The organism is Paraburkholderia sp. SIMBA_027, assembly GCF_046535315.1.
Taxonomy (GTDB): Bacteria; Pseudomonadota; Gammaproteobacteria; order Burkholderiales; family Burkholderiaceae; genus Paraburkholderia; species Paraburkholderia tropica.
Map to the genome: position 1 here is coordinate 1 of NZ_JAWRWY010000875.1, position 262 is coordinate 262.

The following is a 262-nucleotide window of genomic DNA, read 5'->3' on the forward strand; positions in this document are numbered from 1 at the left end:
CGCGGCAAGCGCGGCGTCGCCCAGCGTCTGTATCGACCCGTCCCGGTTGCTGAACGCGCCACCGACGGCGGACCACTCCCCCTGGCTGCCCATCCACCCTTGCGTATTGAGGATGTCCTGCGCATGCAACCGCTGGCTTTCGCGGCTGAAAATACGGCCATCGCCGTTGTCCAACGCGCCCGCAAACCAGAGATCCAGGCTGGCGAGCGACTGGATGCTGCCTTGCGCATTGCGCAACTGCCCGGCACGAACCGCCGTCTGG

Annotated in this window: 1 protein-coding gene; it reads right to left on the bottom strand. The window is 66.8% G+C overall.

What is annotated here, in order from left to right; genetic code table 11:
* The coding region (locus SB764_RS41590) for a hypothetical protein (protein WP_410866977.1) at window positions 1-262 on the bottom strand (262 nt) is incomplete at both ends.